This window comes from Streptomyces sp. NBC_00259, assembly GCF_036181745.1.
GTDB lineage: Bacteria > Actinomycetota > Actinomycetes > Streptomycetales > Streptomycetaceae > Streptomyces > Streptomyces pratisoli.
The window spans coordinates 979494-994600 of record NZ_CP108080.1 but is presented as its reverse complement, the minus strand read 5'-3'; the positions used below and the strand labels follow the sequence as shown (position 1 = coordinate 994600).

20 protein-coding genes and 1 riboswitch are annotated in these 15107 nt (G+C 70.9%); of the genes, 8 read left to right on the top strand and 12 right to left on the bottom strand.

Annotation, left to right across the window (positions count from 1 at the left end; genetic code table 11):
• Nucleotides 1-106: 106 nt before the first annotated feature.
• Together OG766_RS04400 and OG766_RS04395 are read right to left on the bottom strand one after the other, a co-directional pair.
• Nucleotides 107-532 (bottom strand): GNAT family N-acetyltransferase, encoded by a 426-nt coding sequence (locus OG766_RS04400; protein WP_266378262.1) that lies wholly within the window; start codon nt 530-532, stop codon nt 107-109.
• Nucleotides 533-594: 62 nt separating this feature from the next.
• A complete protein-coding gene (locus OG766_RS04395) occupies nt 595-1473 on the bottom strand; it encodes an LLM class F420-dependent oxidoreductase (RefSeq protein ID WP_266378264.1) in 879 nt (292 codons plus the stop codon).
• A gap of 182 nt (nt 1474-1655) precedes the next feature.
• On the opposite strand from OG766_RS04395, the gene OG766_RS04390 reads away from it, so the two are divergent.
• On the top strand, nt 1656-1949 hold the full coding sequence (locus OG766_RS04390) for a toxin-antitoxin system HicB family antitoxin (protein ID WP_266376169.1): 294 nt from the start codon (nt 1656-1658) through the stop codon (nt 1947-1949).
• Entirely contained in the window at nt 1946-2317 is a 372-nt protein-coding gene (locus OG766_RS04385; RefSeq protein WP_266376171.1) for a fic family toxin-antitoxin system, toxin component, read from the top strand. Before OG766_RS04390 ends, OG766_RS04385 begins: the two co-directional genes overlap by 4 nt.
• On the opposite strand, the gene OG766_RS04380 is transcribed toward OG766_RS04385, so the two are convergent.
• From OG766_RS04380 to bioB, 5 genes are all read right to left on the bottom strand, one after another.
• Nucleotides 2311-2991, bottom strand: a complete 681-nt coding sequence (locus OG766_RS04380) for a class I SAM-dependent methyltransferase (protein WP_266376173.1) — start codon at nt 2989-2991, stop codon at nt 2311-2313. The genes OG766_RS04385 and OG766_RS04380 overlap by 7 nt on opposite strands.
• A gap of 202 nt (nt 2992-3193) precedes the next feature.
• Nucleotides 3194-3538 carry a VOC family protein gene (locus OG766_RS04375; RefSeq protein WP_328724610.1) on the bottom strand — a complete coding sequence of 115 codons (345 nt, stop codon included), beginning with the start codon at nt 3536-3538 and terminating at the stop codon, nt 3194-3196.
• A gap of 5 nt (nt 3539-3543) precedes the next feature.
• Nucleotides 3544-4260: a dethiobiotin synthase gene (bioD, locus tag OG766_RS04370; RefSeq protein WP_328727427.1), complete on the bottom strand. Its 717-nt coding sequence runs from the start codon at nt 4258-4260 to the stop codon at nt 3544-3546.
• A gap of 58 nt (nt 4261-4318) precedes the next feature.
• On the bottom strand, nt 4319-5620 hold the full coding sequence (locus OG766_RS04365) for an adenosylmethionine--8-amino-7-oxononanoate transaminase (protein ID WP_328724609.1): 1302 nt from the start codon (nt 5618-5620) through the stop codon (nt 4319-4321).
• Nucleotides 5613-6821, bottom strand: a complete 1209-nt coding sequence (bioB, locus tag OG766_RS04360) for a biotin synthase BioB (RefSeq protein ID WP_328724608.1) — start codon at nt 6819-6821, stop codon at nt 5613-5615. The genes OG766_RS04365 and bioB overlap by 8 nt, the downstream gene beginning before the upstream one ends.
• Before the next feature lie 151 nt (nt 6822-6972).
• Here bioB and OG766_RS04355 point away from each other — a divergent pair, with 151 nt between their 5' ends.
• On the top strand, nt 6973-8118 hold the full coding sequence (locus OG766_RS04355) for an 8-amino-7-oxononanoate synthase (RefSeq protein ID WP_328727426.1): 1146 nt from the start codon (nt 6973-6975) through the stop codon (nt 8116-8118).
• Nucleotides 8119-8130: 12 nt separating this feature from the next.
• Here OG766_RS04355 and OG766_RS04350 read toward each other — a convergent pair whose 3' ends face one another.
• On the bottom strand, nt 8131-8349 hold the full coding sequence (locus OG766_RS04350) for a DUF397 domain-containing protein (RefSeq protein ID WP_266376181.1): 219 nt from the start codon (nt 8347-8349) through the stop codon (nt 8131-8133).
• Nucleotides 8350-8364: 15 nt separating this feature from the next.
• Entirely contained in the window at nt 8365-9222 is an 858-nt protein-coding gene (locus OG766_RS04345; RefSeq protein ID WP_266376183.1) for a helix-turn-helix domain-containing protein, read from the bottom strand.
• Between the two features lie 293 nt (nt 9223-9515).
• Between OG766_RS04345 and OG766_RS04340 the strand changes: the two genes are divergently transcribed.
• Complete coding sequence (locus tag OG766_RS04340; protein ID WP_266376184.1) at nt 9516-10019, top strand: ATP-binding protein; 504 nt, start codon at nt 9516-9518, stop codon at nt 10017-10019.
• A gap of 129 nt (nt 10020-10148) precedes the next feature.
• On the opposite strand, the gene OG766_RS04335 is transcribed toward OG766_RS04340, so the two are convergent.
• The 3 genes from OG766_RS04335 to OG766_RS04325 all read right to left on the bottom strand — a co-directional run bounded on the left by OG766_RS04335 (nt 10149) and on the right by OG766_RS04325 (nt 12095).
• Nucleotides 10149-10625, bottom strand: coding sequence for a C40 family peptidase (locus tag OG766_RS04335; RefSeq protein ID WP_328724607.1), 477 nt, complete (start codon nt 10623-10625; stop codon nt 10149-10151).
• Nucleotides 10626-10628: 3 nt separating this feature from the next.
• Nucleotides 10629-10801: riboswitch (cyclic di-AMP (ydaO/yuaA leader) on the bottom strand.
• 345 nt (nt 10802-11146) lie between these two features.
• On the bottom strand, nt 11147-11452 hold the full coding sequence (locus tag OG766_RS04330; protein WP_266376188.1) for a hypothetical protein: 306 nt from the start codon (nt 11450-11452) through the stop codon (nt 11147-11149).
• 7 nt (nt 11453-11459) lie between these two features.
• Nucleotides 11460-12095, bottom strand: a complete 636-nt coding sequence (locus tag OG766_RS04325) for an ATP-dependent Clp protease proteolytic subunit (protein WP_328724606.1) — start codon at nt 12093-12095, stop codon at nt 11460-11462.
• Nucleotides 12096-12209: 114 nt separating this feature from the next.
• Here OG766_RS04325 and OG766_RS04320 point away from each other — a divergent pair, with 114 nt between their 5' ends.
• The 4 genes from OG766_RS04320 (at nt 12210) to OG766_RS04305 (ending at nt 15107) form a co-directional block, all read left to right on the top strand.
• Complete coding sequence (locus tag OG766_RS04320; RefSeq protein ID WP_328724605.1) at nt 12210-12503, top strand: type II toxin-antitoxin system Phd/YefM family antitoxin; 294 nt, start codon at nt 12210-12212, stop codon at nt 12501-12503.
• A gap of 259 nt (nt 12504-12762) precedes the next feature.
• On the top strand, nt 12763-13065 hold the full coding sequence (locus OG766_RS04315; protein WP_266376193.1) for an urease subunit gamma: 303 nt from the start codon (nt 12763-12765) through the stop codon (nt 13063-13065).
• A gap of 16 nt (nt 13066-13081) precedes the next feature.
• Nucleotides 13082-13393: an urease subunit beta gene (locus OG766_RS04310; RefSeq protein ID WP_266376194.1), complete on the top strand. Its 312-nt coding sequence runs from the start codon at nt 13082-13084 to the stop codon at nt 13391-13393.
• Nucleotides 13386-15107, top strand: coding sequence for an urease subunit alpha (locus tag OG766_RS04305; RefSeq protein ID WP_266376196.1), 1722 nt, complete (start codon nt 13386-13388; stop codon nt 15105-15107). The genes OG766_RS04310 and OG766_RS04305 overlap by 8 nt, the downstream gene beginning before the upstream one ends.

Sequence of the window (15107 nt, the reverse complement as noted above, 5' to 3'; positions counted from 1 at the left end):
GGATGGAGCATCCATGGTAAAGCACGGGTAAAGCGCCCCGTGGCCATGGGGCGGTGACCGCCTCTCCGGCATCCGCAACAGGTCGACGCGAGAGGTCGCGTTCCGGTCAGTCCGTGAGCGGCTTCACCCAGCGGCTCCACTGCGGCTGGGGCGCGTAGCCGGCCGCCCGCCAGGCAGGGTGGGCCTGGTCGTTCCGGTCGAGCACCATCGCGTCGCCCCGCCGCCCGCCGAGTCGCACGAAACGGTCCTCTGCCGCCGCCAGGAGCGCCCTGCCGATGCCGCGCCGCCGGTGGTCGGGGTGCACCGCGAGCCGGTAGAGATGACAGCGCCACCCGTCGAACCCCGCGATCACCGTGCCCGCCAGTTCCCCGCTCCGCTCGGCGAGGATCAGTGCCTCCGGGTCGCGGGCGACCAGCCGCTCGACGCCCTCCCGGTCGTCACTGATGCTCGTGCCCTCCGCGGCGAGCTTCCAGAAGGCGAGTACGGCGTCGAGATCGGCCGGCAGCGCGGCCCGAATCCGCAGATCATCCATGGCCGCCATCCCATCACCCACGGGGCCGCGCAGTCGAAGCGTTTCCGGCGCGCGGTCCGGCATCACGTGCCGCGCAGCTCCTCGATCACTCGGCCGAACGCCTCCATGGACGGGTCGAGCACCGTGAGGTACGAGAAGCCGTACCGCTCACGCTGCGCGCGCAGCTGGTCGGCGATCTGCCCTACGGTCCCGACCGCGAGCAGCGGCAGATCCAGAGCCTGCTCCTCGCTGAGATACGGGACCCGCGGGAGCAGCTCCCTGACCGCGGCCCGGCGGTCGTCGGTCACGGTGACGACCTGAAGCAGCAGATTCAGCTCGGCGGGCCGGGGGCGTCCTGCCGCGTACCTCCCGTACGCCGCCACCCGTCCGTCGAGTTCGTCCGAGGTGAGCACGGTGAGCGCCCCACCCGCCGTACGGGCGCCGGTGAAGGCCGCGATGTCGGCGCGTTCTGCCGCCATTCGCAGCATCCGGTCACCGTTCCCGCCGAGCAGCAGCGGCGGCCTCGGACGCTGCACTCCGCGCGGTACGTGCTCCTCGTCCGAGAGCAGTCGCTCGATCTCGTCCAGCGTGTGCCGCAGGTGGTCCACCCGCCGGCCCGGCGGCAGGAACTCCAGGCCCGCCCGCTCGTGTTCCTCCGGCACATAGCCCGTGCCCAGCCCGATCTCCAGCCTTCCGCCGGTGAGGGCGTCGGTGGTGGCGATCTCGCGGGCGAGCAGAGCGGGGTTCCAGAACGCCGTGTTGAGGACGAACGTGCCCACCTTCGGCCGCTCCGTCGCATCCGCGGCGGCGATCATCGCGGGGAACGGCGCGACCATGCCCAGGTGGTCGGGCACCAGGATGACGTCGTAGCCGAGCTCCTCGGCGCGCCGGCACCGCTTGCGCCACTCCTCGCCCTCCGCGGGTGTCGTCATGCTGACCCCGAACCGGAACTGTCGCATCAGCTACCCCTTCCCGAGCCGGATGTGCCTGACGGGCTTGTGCCTTGCCGGACCAAGCGTTGCCGGTCCGAGCGCTGCCGGACGGGGTGTTGTCATAGGTGATGCCGAGAACTCGACGGCGCGATGCCCACTCCGTCGCCTCTCTCCCCTTGCCGGCGCTAGCGCAACGGCGCTAGCGTCGCGGTGTGGCCAAGACACAGTTGAACGTGCGTGTGGACGAAAGTACCGCCGAGGCGGCGCGCCGGCGGGCTCAACAGCGCGGGGTGAGTGTGAACCGCTACATCGAGGAGCTCGTCAAGCAGGACGCGGGCGAGGTGGGTCGCACATTCGTCGAGGCGGCGGCCGACTTCATGAAGCAGTACGAGTCGGTGTTCGCCGAGGAGTTCGGCGCGACCGGCACGGCCGGTTCCGGGCCGACGACAGGGGCCGAGGTCCGTTCCGCCAAGCACGACAAGCCCGTGAAGCAAGGCGAGCGTTGAACCTTTCCATCGACCTCGCCTGGCTCCTCATGGTCGCCGAGCACAAGATGCCCGGCGATCCGCAGGTCACCGACTGGGGCGCGCTCATCGCCGCCGTCAGCCGCCATGAGGCGGAGATCTTCGGCACCGCCGTGTACGACGATCCGTTCACGCGCGCGGCGGCCCTGATGCAAGTCCTCCTGCACGTACCGGCGCTGGAGCACTCCAACGCGATGTTCGCCACGGCCGTCGCGTACGGCTATCTCGTCGCGAGCGGACTGAGGGTGTCCACCTCACCGGAACGGGTCCGCGACCTGGCCCGGCTGGTGAAGGAGGGCAAGACCGGGGTCCTGGGCATCGCCCGCGAACTGCGGCAGTGGATTCAGTGAGTGTCCTCGTGCGGTCGGCGCGCCACGCCCAGCACACAGCAGGACGTGGGTAGTCGGGGACCCTTTTCCGGCACCCGGAGCCTCCGGTACGTCCCCAGCTCGAAGCCGGCCGCCTCGATCGCCGCCAGCGGGTCGCGGGACGTGTGACAGCCTCCGAAGAGCCGTGGCCACACCGTACGGTCCAGGCCCCGCTGCACGGTGGCCATCGCCCCGCCCGGTGCCACACCGTGCTCGAAGAACCGCAGCTCGCCTCCGGGGCGCAGCACCCGCCTCACCTCGGACAGCGCACGCGACAGGTCACGTACGCTGCACAGCACGAGTGACACCACCGCCCCGTCGAAGGCCTCGCTCTTCACCGGCAGGGCCTCCGCCGCACCCGGGACCACATCGACCGGGACGTCCGCGTGCAGTGCGGCGGTCACCGCCAACTTCCTCAGCGTGCGCTCCGGTTCCAGCGCGACCACCTCGGACACCGCCGCCGGGTAGTGGGCGAAGTTCAGCCCGTTGCCCGCACCGATCTCGATGACCCGTCCGGACAGCCCGGCCAGCAGCTCTTCGCGGTATGCGGCGATACCGCCCCTGAGATCGGCGGACACACTGAACCGGGCGTAGAAGCGCGCGAAGACCGGATGGTGCACGGCGTCCCGGGGCACTCTGGCACTGCGCAACGGCATGGGGGCCTCCTCCGGCTGGGCGATGTGCGGCGTGCGGCGTACGGCCTGTGGCGTGCGACGTTGCGACTGGCCGCTGCCCGCTGCCCGCCGCCCGTCGTCCACCACCGTCCGAACCCGGGCGAACGCACGGATACGGTGATTCTCCCCCCGGACGCCCCGGCTCAGTCAGCCCCGTTCATCCGACAGCGACAGAAGCGTTCCGTCAGTCGCCGACGAAACAGAACTCGTTGCCCTCCGGGTCCCGCAGCACCTGGAACCGGCCGTGGTCGTCGGTGACCACGGCTCCCACCAGGGTGGCGCCGAGACCTAGGGCCTCGGCCGCGGCCGCATTGACATCACCCGCGTCCACGTCCAGGTGCAGCCGGTTCTTCACCGTCTTCCCCTCGGGCACGCGCTGGAAGGCGACGCGTACGAAACCGGGCGGATCGACATAGGCCCAGTCCGCGCTCCGCTCCACCGCCTCGCCGCCGAGCAGCGCGGACCAGAACCGGGCGAGTGCCGCCGGCTCCGCGCAGTCGAAAACGATCTCCTGAACCCGTGCTCGCATGGCGCTCAGCGTACGGCTGCGGCGAAGGCGTCCACGTCCCACACACCGCCCAGCGCAGGAGCCAGCCAGCGCGCGGCCCTGGCGCGGAACGCCTCGGGCGGCAGTGAGCCGGACCCCTCGGGCACGGCCCCGAGCAGCGCCGCTCCCGCCGAGTCCGGGAGGTCGGCCACATTGCAGCGTGCCGCGAGGTCCGGCACCTCGGGCCAGCTGCCCACGACGACGCCCAGCGGTTCCAGCGAGCGGGCGCGCAGGGCCTCGGTGGTGAGTGCCGTCGCGTTGAGCGTGCCGAGTCCGGCGTGTGCCACGACCAGCACCGGCGCGCCGAGCAGCCGGGCCGCGTCGGCGAGGGTGCCGCCCCGGTCGTCGAACCGTACGAGCAGTCCGCCCGCGCCTTCGACCAGCACCAGATCGTGCTCGGTGGCCAGTTTCGCCGCGGCGTCGGCGACGTCGCGCGGGCCGATCGGGGCCATTCCCGCCCGCCGCGCGGCCGTCGCCGGGGCCAGCGGCTCGGGGAACCGGGCGAGTTCGACCCCCGTCACCCCGGAACCCGCGAGCCGTGCGGCCTCCTGGGCGTCACCGGAATCGCCGTGCGCGAGCCCGGTCTGTGCGGGCTTCAGCACCGCCACGGTCCGTCCCTGTGCGGCGGCGGCAGCGGCGAGGGCCGCGGTGACCACGGTCTTCCCGATCTCGGTCCCGGTCCCGCTGACGACGATGACGCCCATGCTGCTCCCTTGCTGCTGCACCCTGCTCATGCCGGAGGTCCGGGGACGAGACCCCGGATCAACCCGCGGCCGCGGCCGCGCACACCGCTCGTGTGATGCGCGAGAGATCCTCGTTGCCGGTCACATACGGCGGCATCGTGTAGATCAGATCGCGGAACGGACGCAGCCACACGCCCTCGCGCACGGCCGACTCCGTCGCCGCCGCCATGTCCACCGGGTGGTCGAGCTGGACGACGCCGATCCCGCCCAGGACGCGGACGTCCAGGACCCCCTCGAGCGCGGCGGCGTCCGCCAGTCCCTCGCGGAGTCCTGCCTCCAGACGCTTGACCTCCTGCTCCCAATCCTGAGCCAGGAGCAGATCGATCGACGCGCACGCGACCGCCGCCGCCAGCGGATTGCCCATGAAGGTCGGACCGTGGGCCAGCACGGGGACGTCGCCCTGGGAGATCCCGTCCGCCACCCTGCCCGTGCACAGCGTCGCCGCCATGGTCAGATATCCGCCGGTCAGCGCCTTGCCGAGACACATCACATCGGGCGAGACACCCGCGTGTTCCGCCGCGAAGAGCCTGCCCGTGCGCCCGAATCCGGTCGCGATCTCGTCGAAGACGAGCAGCACATCGTGCTCGTCGCAGGCCTCCCGCAGCACCCGCAGCCAGTCGGGGGAGTGGAACCGCATCCCTCCGGCCCCCTGCACCACCGGCTCCACGATCACCGCGGCCAGCTCGTCCGCGTGGCGCCCGATCTGCTCACGCAGATGCTCCGCGTACGCGGCGTCGTACGGTCGTTCGTACCCGGCCGGCGGGGCGTCCGCGAAGATCTGACGTGGCAGGACACCCGACCACAGGTCGTGCATCCCGCCCTCGGGGTCGCACACCGACATCGGCTGCCAGGTGTCCCCGTGGTACCCGCCGCGCCAGGTCAGCAGCCGCTGCTTGCCCGGCCGGCCCACAGAACGCCAGTACTGCAGGCACATCTTCACCGCGACCTCGACGGACACCGAGCCCGAGTCGCAGAGGAAGACGTGCCGGAGCGGTTCCGGGGTGATCTCCACGAGCCGTGTCGCGAGGCGGACGGCGGGCTCGTGGGTGAGGCCGCCGAACATCACATGGCTCATACGGTCCAGCTGCCCGCGCGCGGCCTCGTTGAGCACGGGGTGGTTGTAGCCGTGGATCGCCGACCACCACGAGGACATGCCGTCCACCAACTCGGAGCGCCCGTGTGCCGGTTCGGCGAGCCGGAGCCGTACGCCGGACGCGGACTCCACGACCAGCGGGTCCGTGCGGCCCGGCATCGGGCCGTACGGGTGCCAGACATGAGCCCGGTCCAGGGCGACGAGCTCGCGCGCGGCGGAGCTACGCATTGGGCGCGATGTCCGTTCCGGCGCCGCGGCGCCGCACGGCCACCAGGTCGGGGCGCGCAGCGGAGACGCTCTCGGTCTCGGGAGCGGTCTTCACAGCAGTGCCGGTGCCGGTGTCGGTCCCGGTCTCGGTCCCGGTGTCGCCGCAGGGCGCGCAGCCACCGCCGCCTCCCGAACCGCAGCCGCCCGCGACGGCGTCCGCACGGTGCTCGGGCAGCGTCGTCGTGTCCGTGCCCTCCACCTCGAAGCCCGCGTCCGCGATCATGTCGAGGTCCGCCTTGCCCGCCTGGCCCTCGCTGGTCAGATAGTCACCGAGGAAGATCGAGTTGGCGAGGTGCAGCGCCAGCGGCTGCAGCGTCCGCAGATGGACCTCACGGCCACCCGCGAGCCGTACCTCCACGTCCGGGCAGACGAACCGGACCATGGCGAGGATCCGCAGCGCCCGCTGCGGCGTCAGATTCCACTCCTTGGCGAGCGGCGTGCCCTCGAACGGGATCAGGAAGTTCACCGGCACCGAGTCCGGGTCCAGCTCACGCAGCGAGAACACCACGTCGACCAGGTCCTCGTCGCGCTCGCCCATGCCCGCGATCAGACCCGAACAGGCCGACAGACCGGCGGCGTGCGCCTTCTGGACGGTGTCCACGCGGTCCGCGTACGTGTGGGTGGTCGTGATGTCCCCGTACGTCCCCTCGGACGTGTTGAGGTTGTGGTTGTACGCGTCGGCGCCCGCGTCCCGCAGCCGCTCCGCCTGGCCGTCGGAGAGCAGACCGAGACAGGCACACACCTCGACGCCCTCGTTCTGCTCCTTGATGGCCTCGATGGTCTGCGAGACCCGGGCCACGTCACGGTCGGTCGGCCCGCGGCCGCTGGCGACCAGACAGACCCGCTTGGCGCCGCCCGCGACCCCCGCGGCCGCCGCCTTCGACGCCTCGTCCGGCTTCAGCCAGGTGTACTTGAGGATCTCCGCCTTGGAACCGAGCCGCTGGGAACAGTACGAACAGTCCTCGGGACACAGACCGGACTTGAGGTTGACCAGATAGTTCAGCTTCACCCGCCGCCCGAACCACTGACGGCGCACCCTTCCGGCCGCGGCCACCACTTCGAGCAGATCGTCGTCGGAGGTCGCCAGTACGGCGAGCGCTTCTTCGCGGGTCGGCAGCTCACGCCGCAGGCCCTTGTCCACCAGCGTGTTCAGGAGGTCCATGGCGCAGATCCTCGCCTACCGGACACCCCGCGGCCAAGGAGGAACTCGACAACACCCGCCGATTGAGGTGTGTGTATGGCCACACTCTGACCTCTACCGTCCCCGGCTAGGGTCTGTGCGCTGCCTACAAAAGGACCGGAACATGCCCCAGGTGCCTCAGGATCCTTTCGACTGGACCGACGACGCGGCGCGCCACCGCGCGGACGCCGGTCTCGTCCGTACACTCCGGCCGCGTCCCGCCACCTCCGCGCTGCTCGATCTGGCGAGCAACGACTACCTCGGCCTGACCCGGCGGCCGGAGATCACCCAGGCGGCCGCCGAGGCCGCACGGCGGTGGGGCGCCGGCGCGACCGGCTCCCGGCTCGTGACCGGCAGCACCGAGCTGCACGCGGAACTGGAACGTGAGCTGGCCGAGTTCTGCGGGTTCGAGGCGGCGCTCGTGTTCTCCTCGGGGTACGCGGCGAACCTTGCGGCGCTGACGGCGCTCGGCGCGCACGGGTCGCTGATCGTGTCGGACGCCGGCAACCACGCCTCGATCGTCGACGGCTGCCGGCTGTCCCGCGCCGAGACCGCCGTCGTGGCACACGCCGATCCGGAGGCCGTACGCAAGACCCTCGACGCCCACCCGGGGCGGCGCGCCCTGGTCGTGTCCGACTCGGTCTTCTCGGTCGACGGCGACGCCGCCCCGCTGCGCGAGTTCGCCGAGGTGTGCCGTTCGCACGGCGCGGCCCTGGTCGTCGACGACGCACACGGTCTCGGAGTCCTGGGCGAGGGGGGCAGGGGAGCCCTGAACGCGGCGGGCCTCGCGGGCGACACGGGCGTCGTCGCCACGCTCACCCTGTCCAAGTCCCTGGGCAGCCAGGGCGGAGCGGTGCTCGGTCCGGCACGGGTCATCGACCATCTCGTCAACGCCGCGCGTACGTTCATCTTCGACACCGGCCTCGCGCCGGCCGCGGCGGGCGCGGCCCTCGCGAGCCTGCGGCTGCTGCGCCGCGAGCCCGGGCTCGCGGACCGGGCCCGGGCCGTGGCCACCACGCTGTACGAGCGGCTGGCCGGCGCCGGGCAGACCGCCGTACGCCCGGACGCGGCCGTCGTGTCCGTCCAGGCGCCGTCACCGGAGTCGGCCGTGCGCTGGGCGGCGGACTGCCGGGCGGCGGGACTGGCCGTCGGCTGCTTCCGGCCGCCGTCGGTTCCGGACGGGATCTCGCGGATCAGGCTCACCGCGCGCGCCGATCTCACCGATCGGCAGATCGGGACGGCGCTCTCCACGATCCTGGCGACGGCGCCCGCGGGCTGACCGTCCCTCGGGTCAGCCGCCCGCGCCCTCGCGCAGCCCGCGCACGAAGCCGGTCCAGGCGGCGGGCGAGAACACGAGGAAGCGGAGGTGGGTGTTCTTCGAGTCGCGCACGGCCAGGGCGCCGTCGGCGCACCGTGCGGTCTCCACGCAGTTGTTCATTCCGACACTGCGGCTGCTGCGCTGCCACGGAGTGCGCAGCCGAGGGCGTACATGTGCGTCGTGAGCAGACATTGGGGGGTGCCTTCCCTACGCGCTGTCGTCGATTCCGGCGATGAGATCCAACGAGTCCTGGAGCGAGAGCGCATGCGCCTGCATGGTGCGGAAAGCGGCGCCGTACGCCTCGAGGTCTTCCTTCCGTTCGAGGTAGAGACTACTCGTCAGATGGTCAAGAACAACCACGTCCAGATCAGAAGTGTTCGGGAATGAGAAGATAACGAAAGGTCCGGTCAGTCCCACATAACCACCGGTCGAGAAGGGGAGCACCTGCAGGCGCACATGCGGGAGTTGGGCCATCTCCATCACTCGGCGCAACTGCCCGCGCATCACCCGGCGGCCGCCCACCTGCCGCCGCAGCACCGCCTCGTCCAGCACCGCGCTGAAGCTCAGCGGCCGCTCCGCACGGAGCACTTGCTGACGGGCGATGCGCACCTCCACCAGCGAGTCCACCGTGGCCGTCGGCGCTCCTTCGAGCGCGGAAAGGGTCACCGCCCGTGCGTAGTCGGCGGTCTGCAGCAGTCCGGGCACCACCGAGGTCTCCAGCGTCCGCGCCGTACTCGCCTGGGACTCCAGGCTGATGAAGTCCCGGTACTGGGGAGGGATCACCCCGCGGTAGGCGTGCCACCAGCCCGTGCCCCCGCCGTCCGCCGTGCCCGCCAGCGTCCCCAGCAGCTCCCGCAGCCGCGGATCGGCCACCCCGTAGGCGTCGAGCAACCGGGCCACATCGGCGGGCTTCACCCCGCTCGCACCGGTCTCGATGCGGCTCACCTTCGACTGGTGCCAACCCGCCAGGCGTGCCGCCTCCCGGCTGGTGAGGCCCGCGTCCAGCCGCAGGCCGCGCAGTTCCTCACCGAGCTTGCGGCGGCGCACCGCGGGACCGTGCCGCATTCCGTCCCCTCCTCCGTTCCTCCTTCGGTCGTCGAGTGACCGGCGTACGACCGGCGCGTGAGCGGCCGGCGCAGCGCAAGTCTGCGCCCAAATACGTTCTCGCGTCGCAGAGTTCACCGCTTTGAGCGACAGATATATGCATATCAAGGTGGATCGGCACCAACAGGGGCGGCACAGTGGCACTCTGACGGCTAGCGCACACTCTGGCGCACAGCGCAGTCCGAGGCTGTTCCGGCACCGCATCCGCTGCGTGCCGCGCTCCCGCAGCCCCGGTGGGAAAGGGACAGCTCGCCATGGCCGACCATCAGGAAGCCTCCATCACCCTGCCGAGCGATCCCGCCTCGGTCCCCGCCGCGCGGAGATACGTCTCCGAGGTCCTCACCGAGTGGGGGCTGCCGAGGGAGGACGACGCGGCCGACACGGTCCGTCTCATCGTCTCCGAACTGGCCACCAACGCCGTTCAGCACACCTTCGGACAGTCACCCACCTTCACGGTCGACGTCCGTCTCGAGCGCGACGAACAGCTGTGCGTCGGTGTGACCGACAGCCATCCGCGCTGGCCGCAGCGGCTGCCCGCGGCGGTGCAGCAGGACAACGGCCGCGGCATGGTGATCATCCGCTGGCTCGCCGCCGAGTGCGGGGGCAGGCTGCACGTCAGCCCTACCCCGGAAGGCGGCAAGACCGTCTGGATCGCCATGCCCTGGAGCCCCGCGCCGGCCGTCGTCCGCACCGAGCGCGGGGCGGTCCCGTCGGGCGGGCTCCCCGGCGACCCCGCTCCACAGGGGCACCGGCCCTGAGCCCTCCACGGCATCCCGCCGTTGCGTACGCGTACGGACGCCTGCGGACGCGTACCGGCCGCGCCGTGGAGGGCCGTGACCGCTCCTCTCGTCCCTCGGGGCCCCGGACGGTGCCGGGGCCCGGACAACTCAGCGCACGCGCCCGTAGCGCACGCTCTTGGACCAGATCTTGCTCAGCTTCACCACGGAACCGGTCTTCGGCGAGTGCCAGATCCTGCCGCCTCCCGCGTAGATGCCGACGTGGTACACGTATCCGCGGGCCTGGAAGAAGACCAGGTCACCGCGCTGCCGTTGGGAAGCGCGGATATGACGGGTCCGGTTGTACTGCTGCTGGGCCGTGCGCGGCAGCTTCTTGCCGGCCTTCTTGTACGCGTAGAGCGTCAGTCCCGAACAGTCGAAGCGATGCGGCCCCGTGGCCCCGTAGCGGTACGGAGAGCCCTTCTTCGACGCGGCCACGTTGAGTGCCTTCGTCGCGTGTGCCGCGGTGGCATGGGCCTCGGGCGCGCCGCCCGGCAGGACCAGCGAGCCGCCGACGGCCGCGATCGTGAGTGCCGAGACGGCACCCGTCCGGGACAACAGGGACGGGAGATGTGTCTGCGCAGACATGCGCAACCCTTCGTCAGCCGCCTGTGAAGGATGACCTGTCGGGTTCGGACCGGCGAAGACGCCCGGCCGCGTACGCGGCTTCACCCCAAGGACCGGCCATGATGTGCGGCCGGCCCGTACTGCTCGGGTCCTCCACTCCTGCCGAAGCCCTCATGTCGACCAGGCATCCGGTGCGGCGGCAGGACTCGGCGTCCGCCCGGACCGCCCCGCCGCGGTGGCGGGGGCTTGTCGTCCCAGGGATCTTGACCCACGAACTGCCGGATTTCCTCTTAGAAACGGCGTTTTGTGAGGCTCCTCACCAATGACCTATTCGAGTGGACAGAGCCGTTTGGCGGACAGTGCGTCGCCCGGTGACGAGCGCTGTACCAGCGTCGGAACGGGCCGTTGCGCCAGTCGGCTCAGCCCACGGCGCAACTTGCCCGGTGCATATCGTGCAGCCGCGACTGGTCCGGATGGGCGACACCCACTCGTACGCCTCCGGCGTGCCGCGAGGTGCGCGGTGGCCGTCGGGCGGCGGACCGTCAACTCGGCGACTCCGGAGGTACGGTGATTCTCGACGCCCTGCGCTCCCCGTCCAACACCCGCAGCGCACGGGCCAATGTCGGTGCGTGCAGCTCGCTCTCACCGCGCATGTGCATGACCGTCAGCGCGTCCCGGAGCGCCGTGGCCCGTACGACGAGCGCCTGGGCGGCACGAAGCGCGCCGTAGGTGTGCGTGCCACGCGCCGGGTTGATCCTTCCCAGCTGATCGACGACTTCGAGATAGCTGTCGATGAACTCACTTTCGGCACGCGTCAGTGCGGGGAGCGGCGGCAGTTCGGGCACCACGGCCGGTTCACCGGCCGTGGAGGGAAGTCGCGGACGTCTTCCGGTTCTTGACGATGTGATCGATCAGCCCGTATTCCTTGGCGCCCGGGGCGTCGAAGACCTTGTCACGCTCGATGTCCTCGGCGATGCGCTCGGCGCTCCGACCGGTGTGGCGTACGAGCACGGCGGCCATCAGCTCCCGCAGCCGCAGCAACTCCTGAGCCTGGAGATCGAGATCGGTCGGCTGTCCCTGCACCGGCTCCGCCAGGGAAGGCTGCTGGACGACGATCCGGGCACCGGGCAGGGCGATCCGCTTGCCGGGGGCGCCTGCCGCCAGCAGCACCGCGGCCGTCGAGGCGGCCCGGCCCAGACAGGTCGTGGCGATGTCGCAGGTCACCACCTGCATCGTGTCGTAAATGGCGGTCATCGCGCTGAGGGAACCGCCGGGGGAGTTGATGTAGAGCGCGATGTCCTGGTCCGGGGCGGCGTACTCGAGGTGCAGGAGCTGCGCGATGACGTCGTTGGCCGAGGTGTCGTCGACCGGTGCGCCGAGGAACACGATCCGCTCGGCGAGGAGCTTCGCGTACGGATCGAGGGTGCGGAGCCCTGCGCTGGTGCGCTCCGTGAACTCCGGCAGGACATGGCGGGCGGACGGGTGGTTCATGGCGTACCACTCCTCATGCGGCCGCGACGGTGCGGCGGCGTCTGTGGGCAGCGTCTGGCGGCTTGCGTGTCTGTAAAAAATGTACAGGACGTACAGGCCGTTATGATGGGGAGCATGGCCTATGAGATTCCGGTGACGCAAGCACGGGCAGAGCTCGCCGAGCTGATCAACCGTGTCGTGTACGGCGGCGAGCGCGTGGTCGTCACCCGCCACGGAAAGCCGCTCGTGGCGCTCGTCTCGGCCGCTGACCTGGAGCGACTGGAGGCCGCGGAGCACCCGGCCGACGAGGCCGTGCTCCCCTCGGTCTCGACGCTGCGCACCTCCGCGCCGTCCGCTCCGGGCGAACGCGGCCGCTTCGGCATCGCGGCGGAGCATCGCCCTCCGGGCCCGGGCGGCCGGGGCGTCTGAGCGGTACGACAGGACCGCCCGCCCCCGTCCGCTCCAGCGGGAGGGCGGCGGGACCGATCGTCCGGCAGGCCCGGGACGGGCTGCGCGCGCGCCGATGTCCATGCAGGTACCAAAGATCAGTTAACGCGCCGGAAAAACTTCCGCCCTAACGTTCAAGCCTTGGCAGTGGAACGTCTGCAGAACGTCAACAGATCGTTGACGTCAAATAGCGTCCGCTGCATCCGGATCCGTCCGGGCGGGACGATCGTGAGGTGGAATCGTGCAACTGACGCCGCATGAGCAGGAACGGCTGCTCATCCATGTTGCTGCCGATGTCGCGGAGAGGCGCAGAGCCCGCGGGGTGAAGCTCAACCACCCCGAGGCCGTCGCGCTCATCACCACGCACATCCTGGAAGGTGCCCGCGACGGGCGCACCGTCGCCGAACTCATGGCCTCCGGGCGGAAAGTGCTCACCCGCGACGACGTCATGGCGGGCATCCCCGAGATGATCCACGACGTCCAGGTCGAGGCGACCTTCCCCGACGGCACCAAGCTCGTCACCGTCCACGAACCGATCGTCTGACGGGGGAGCGGCGCCCATGATTCCCGGAGAGATCCTGTACGCGGACGAGCCGGTCCGGCTGAACGAGGGCCGCGAGACCACCCGGCTGACCGTGCTGAACACCGCCGACCGGCCCGTCCAGGTCGGCTCCCACTACCACTTCGCCGAGGCCAACCCCGGGCTGGACCTCGACCGTGCCGCCGCGCGCGGGTTGCGGCTGAACATCGCGGCCGGCACCGCCGTCCGGTTCGAGCCCGGCATCCCGGTCGACGTCGAACTCGTACCGATCGGCGGCCTCCGTGTCGTCGCGGGCCTGCGCGGGGAGACCGGAGGTGCGCTCGATGGCTGAGCTCAGCCGTGCCGTGTACGCGGACCTGTTCGGGCCCACCACGGGTGACCGGATCCGGCTCGCCGACACCGAACTGCTCGTCGAGATCGAGGAGGACCGCTCGGGCGGGCCCGGTCGCGCGGGTGACGAGGCGGTGTTCGGCGGCGGCAAGGTGATCCGCGAGTCGATGGGCCAGTCGCGTACGACGCGAGCGGAGGGCGCCCCCGACACCGTCGTCACCGGCGCGGTGATCATCGACCACTGGGGTGTCGTCAAGGCCGACATCGGCATCCGTGACGGCCGCATCACCGGCATCGGGAAGGCCGGCAACCCGGACACGATGGACGGCGTCCACCCGGATCTGGTCATCGGTCCGGAGACCGAGGTGATCGCGGGCAACGGGAAGATCGTCACCGCCGGGGCGATCGACGCCCATGTCCACTTCATCTCGCCGACCATCGTCGACCAGGCGCTGACCTCGGGCATCACCACGCTCGTCGGCGGCGGCACCGGACCGGCCGAGGGCACGAAGGCGACCACGATCACTCCCGGCCCCTGGCACCTCGCCCGGATGTTCGAGGCGCTCGAAGCGTTCCCCGTCAACATCGGGCTGCTCGGCAAGGGCAACACGACGTCCCGCGAGGCCATGTACTCGCAGCTGCGCGGCGGCGCGCTCGGCTTCAAGATCCATGAGGACTGGGGCGCGACGCCGGCCGTCATCGACGCCTGCCTGGGCGTGTGCGAGGAGACCGGCGCGCAGCTCGCCGTGCACACGGACACGCTGAACGAGGCCGGGTTCGTCGGCGACACCCTCGCCGCGATCGCGGGTCGCACCATCCACGCGTACCACACGGAGGGCGCGGGCGGCGGGCACGCACCGGACATCATCACCGTGGTCTCGGAGCCCTACGTCCTGCCCAGTTCCACGAATCCGACCCGGCCGCACACCATCAACACCATCGAGGAACACCTCGACATGCTGATGGTCTGCCACCACCTCAATCCGGCCGTGCCCGAGGATCTCGCCTTCGCCGAGTCGAGGATCCGGCCGTCCACGATCGCGGCCGAGGACGTGCTGCACGACATCGGCGCCATCTCGATCATCTCGTCCGACTCCCAGGCGATGGGGCGCGTGGGCGAGGTCGTCCTGCGGACCTGGCAGACCGCGCACGTCATGAAGCTGCGCAGGGGCACCCTCCCCGGCGACGGCCGCGCGGACAATCTGCGAGTTCGTCGCTATGTCGCCAAATACACGATCAACCCCGCCGTCGCCCAGGGCCTCGACCACGAGATCGGCTCGGTCGAACCGGGCAAGCTCGCCGATCTGGTGCTGTGGGAACCGGCGTTCTTCGGCGTCAAGCCGCAACTGGTCATCAAGGGGGGCCAGATCGCGTACGCGCAGATGGGCGACGCCAACGCCTCCATCCCCACGCCGCAACCGGTGCTCCCGCGGCGGATGTTCGGCGCGCTCGGCAGGGCTCCGGCTGCGGGCTCGTTCAATTTCGTCGCCGGGGCGGCGATCGAGGACGGTCTGCCCGAACGCCTCGGGCTCGGGAAGCGTTTCGTCCCGATCCGCAGCACCAGGGGCGTCACCAAGGCCGACATGCGGGAGAACGACGCCCTGCCCCGCGTCGAGGTCGACGCCGACACCTTCACCGTGACCATCGACGGCGAGGCGGTCGAGCCGGCACCGGCGGAGGAACTGCCCATGGCCCAGCGGTACTTCCTGTTCTGA